Genomic DNA, 4,438 nt, shown 5'->3' with positions numbered 1-4,438 from the left:
TTTTTACCCGACTGTCTTTTCTCACCCCCCCCCTCGGGGGGCCCCGGGGCGCGCCCCCGCGCCCCTCGGCCCCGGGGGGGCCGGGCGCCCCCCCCACCAGGGTCGCCCGCCCCCCCCGGTGCGCCAGGGGCCGGCGGACATGTCCTGCGCAGCCCGGGGATCAGCCGGTCGGTCGACGGACGACGGTCAGACCCTGTCCGCCGGATCACCCCGCACATGCTCCCGCAGTCGGTCGACGAAGACCCGCTGGCCGGCGACGAGTCGTTCCATCGCCTCCTCCGGTGCGCACCAGGCGAACCGGTCGATCTCCGGGAACTCCTGCTGCACGCCCGAGCCCCGTGGCCACTCCATGGTGAAGGTCCCCGGCTCGGCCCGTGCCGGGTCCGCGTCGGCCTCCACCGCCCACACCACCACCGTCTTGCCACCGGACTGGCGGGATTCACCGAGCGGCACCCATGTGCCGTCCGGCGCCGGGTGACCGAACTCCTCCTCGAACTCCCGGCGGGCGGCTGCCTCAGGATCCTCCTCGGGCTCGTACTCGCCCTTGGGCACCGACCACGCGGCAGCCTCACGACCCGCCCAGAACGGGCCGCCCATGTGCCCGATGAACACCTCGAACCCCGGGCCCCCGTCCACCGACCGGAACAGGAGCAGACCCGCACTTCGCTTATGGGATGACATACCGTCAAGTCTCCCCAATGATCAGGTGCGTCATCGAGTCGCCGCACCCTGTTTCCCCTGAGGTTCCCGTTGCCCCCTGGTGCGTGGCGTCGCGCGCGGCCATGCTGTCCGCCGACAGCGCTTACTTTCCGCGCAACCAGCGTCGTTCCAGGAGGATTTGTGGGACCAGGCATAGTCGGCAAGGCAATACGTCCGCTCGTGCTGCTCGCGGCGGTGTCCGCCATGACGGTGGGAGCCGTCGCCCCCGCCATCGCCGATTCGACCCCCGACCCCAGGCCCCGTGACTCCGCCGAAGTTCTCAGACCGGTCGCCCCACCGGCGGCCAGCAACGCGACGGGCGCCCCGCGGTCCGTCGAGGACGGCGACGGAATCGAGACCGCCCGTACCTCGCGCCCGGTCGCCCCGGGAGTCCGGCTCAGCTCGTACGACCGGCTCGAATCCGACAAGTGGCTGCGTGTGGACTCCCTCTCCGTCGACCTCGACGGCAGCGGCGTGCGGGCCGACTACCTCTCCACCGGCAAGGTCTCCGACCGGCGCACCGTCTCGCAGCTCGCCGCCGGACACGACGCGGGCCCCGGCCGCCGTACCGTCGCGGCGATCAACGCCGACTTCTTCGACATCAACCAGACCGGTGCCCCCGAAGGCGTCGGGATCAAGGACGGCGCCCCCGTCCAGTCACCTGCCCCCGGCGTCAACCGTGCGGTCGGGATCGGCCCCGGCAGCGCGGGCCGCATCCTGAACCTGTACTTCGAGGGCACGCTCACCCTGCCTTCCGGGCAGCAGCCGCTCGCCGCGTACAACGCCGCCAACGTGCCGGCCGGGGGAGTGGGCGCGTACACCTCGGCCTGGGGGACCGCCGACCGCGCGCTGACCGTCGACGGCGCGACCCCGGTCGCCGAGGCGGCCGTGCGCGGCGGCAAGGTCGTCTCCGTGTCGGACACCACCGGATCGGGCGCCGTCCCCGACGGCACCACGGTCCTCGTCGGACGTGAGGCCGCAGCCGCCTCGATCGGTGCCCTCAAGCCCGGTGACCCCGTATCGCTGACCTACCGGGCGCGCACCGACAGCGGCGACGTACCACGTACCGCCGTCGGCGGCCGCGAACTCCTCGTCGTCGACGGCGTCGCGCAGAACCACGACGGAGAGGGCAACAACACCGCTGCCCCACGCACCGCCGTCGGCTTCTCCCGGGACGGTCGCACGATGCAGATCCTCACCATCGACGGCCGGCAGGCCGACAGCGGCGGCGTCACGCTCACCGAGCTCGGCCGGATGATGCAGCGCGCGGGCTCGTACAGCGCACTCAACCTGGACGGCGGCGGCTCCTCCACCCTTGTCGCCCGCCAACCGGGCAGCGACGCCCTGCAGGTGGAGAACAGCCCGTCCGACGGCAGCGAACGCACCGTCCCCAACGGCCTCGCCCTCACCGCCCCCGACGGCAGCGGCCGCCTGAACGGCTTCTGGGTCGGGACGCGTACGCCGGCCGGTGCCGCACCGGGCGTCGACCCCGTCAAGGGCGGCCACCCCGAGCGGGTCTTCCCCGGGCTCACCCGGCGTCTGACCGCGACCGGGTACGACGAGACGTACGGCCCCGCATCCGGCACTCCGCACTGGCGTACCTCCCACAGCAGTGTCGGCACGGTCGACGGCGACGGGCTCTTCACCGCGCGCCGCAGCGGAGCCACCGAGGCGCGCGCCGAACGCGGATCCGCCCACGGCAGCACCACCCTGACCGTCCTGGACGGACTGGCCCGGATCGAGCCGACCGCCCAGCGGGTCGGCCTCGCGGACGCCGATGCCACGGGTACCTTCGGGATCGTCGGACTCGACGCCCATGGCACCAGCGCCCCCGTCGAGCCACGCGACGTCACCCTCGACTACGACCACGCACTCTTCGACGTCCACGACGACGGCCGGGGAAGCTTCACCGTCGGCTCGCGCACCGGCAGCGGCGCCGGCCGGATCAAGGCGACCGTCGCGGGCACCACCACCGTCCTCGCCGTCAGCGTCGGCCTCGCCGAACAGACGGTCTCCGACTTCGGCGACGCCGGGTCCTGGACGTTCAGCCAGGCCCGGGCGAGCGGATCCCTCGCCGCCACCCCCGAGGGCCACACCGGCACCGGACTGAAGCTCACCTACGACTTCACCCAGTCGACCGCGACCCGCGCCGCGTACGCCGCCCCGCCCCGGCCCATCGCCGTGCCCGGCCAGCCCCAGTCGTTCAAGCTCTGGATCAAGGGCGACGGCAGGGGCGCCTGGCCGACACTGCACCTCAAGGACGCCGCGGGCTCCGACCAGTTGCTCCGCGGACCGTATGTCACCTGGACCGGCTGGCAGCAGGTCACCTTCGCCGTCCCGGCCGGCGCGGCCATGCCGCTCAGCGTGTACCGCTTCTATCTCGCCGAGACGGCGGCAGCCCAGCAGTACACCGGTGAGATCGTCGTCGACGACCTCACCGCCCAGGTGCCGCCCACCGTGGACCTGCCAGAACAGGCCGTACCCGCCGACCCGTTGATCGATCCGGCGGCGGTCACCGAGCACCGCGACTGGCAGTTTGCGGTGATGTCCGACGCCCAGTTCGTCGCCCGCGACCCGGACAGCGCCATCGTGGCCCAGGCCCGGCGCACCCTGCGCGAGATCAAGGCGGCGCACCCCGACTTCCTGGTGATCAACGGTGACCTCGTCGACGAGGGATCACCCGCGGACCTCGCCTTCGCCCGCCAGATCCTGACCGAAGAACTCGGCGACTCGTTGCCCTGGTACTACGTGCCGGGCAACCACGAGGTGATGGGCGGGAAGATCGACAACTTCATCACCCAATTCGGCCCGGCACAGCGGACGTTCGATCACAAGGGCACCCGGGTCATCACCCTCGACACCTCGAGCCTCACGTTGCGCGGCGGCGGGTTCGCGCAGATCGAGGAGCTCCGCGCGCAGCTCGACGCGGCCGCCGAGGACCGCGATGTCGACTCGGTGATGCTCATCGAACACGTCCCGCCGCGCGACCCGACCGTGCAGAAGGGCAGCCAGCTCGGAGACCGCAAGGAAGCGGCCCTCGTCGAACAGTGGCTCGCCGACTTCCGCCGTACGACGGGCAAGGGGGCCGCGTTCATCGGCAGTCATGTCGGGGTCTTCCATGCCTCGCACGTCGACGGCGTCCCGTATCTGATCAACGGAAACTCGGGGAAGGCGCCCGCGGGCCCGGCGGACGAGGGCGGCTTCACCGGCTGGTCCCTCGTAGGCGTCGACCACGTCGCGGCCGGCGAACAGGCCGCCGCGCGGCAGAAGCCGTGGCTGGGCGGGCCCGACTGGGTCTCGGTGCAGACCAGGGCCCACGTCGACGCGCTGGCACTCGACGCTCCGTCCGTGCTCGGCGCCGGAGACACCGCGAAGCTCACGGCGACCGTCACCCAGGGCACCCGCAGCGTGCCCGTCGCCTTCCCGGTGTCCGCCGACTGGACCGGATCGCCGAACGTGCACATCGGTGACCCGGCGGGCGTCCGCCACCGGCACACCGCGGTGTTCGACCCGGCCACCGGTACTCTCACGGCGCTCCGGCCCGGCACGGTCACGCTCGCGGTCACGGTCAACGGCACGACGCAACAGACACAGATACGGATCGCCGCCGCGGACGCCGCCTCGGCTGCCTGACGGAGGAGGACACCACGCGGTGGGGGGGGGCCCGGGGCCGGGGGGGCGGCGCCGCCCGGCGGGTTTGCCTAACACCTCGCCCAAGACGAGGAGGGCTTGAGTGTTC

The 4,438-nt window shown here is 72.5% G+C and carries 2 protein-coding genes; one reads left to right on the top strand and one right to left on the bottom strand.

Going from position 1 to position 4,438, the window contains the following annotated elements; genetic code table 11:
• Nucleotides 1-186: 186 nt before the first annotated feature.
• On the bottom strand, nucleotides 187-681 hold the full coding sequence (locus tag ACFVXE_RS20215; RefSeq protein WP_389672734.1) for an NUDIX domain-containing protein: 495 nt from the start codon (nucleotides 679-681) through the stop codon (nucleotides 187-189).
• Nucleotides 682-903: 222 nt separating this feature from the next.
• On the opposite strand from ACFVXE_RS20215, the gene ACFVXE_RS20210 reads away from it, so the two are divergent.
• Entirely contained in the window at nucleotides 904-4,332 is a 3,429-nt protein-coding gene (locus ACFVXE_RS20210; protein WP_389672739.1) for a phosphodiester glycosidase family protein, read from the top strand.
• The last annotated feature ends 106 nt before the right edge of the window (nucleotides 4,333-4,438 follow it).

It is taken from the genome of Streptomyces sp. NPDC058231 (genome assembly GCF_042882275.1).
Taxonomy (GTDB): domain Bacteria; phylum Actinomycetota; class Actinomycetes; order Streptomycetales; family Streptomycetaceae; genus Streptomyces.
This window is presented reverse-complemented; position numbering and strand designations above follow the sequence as displayed.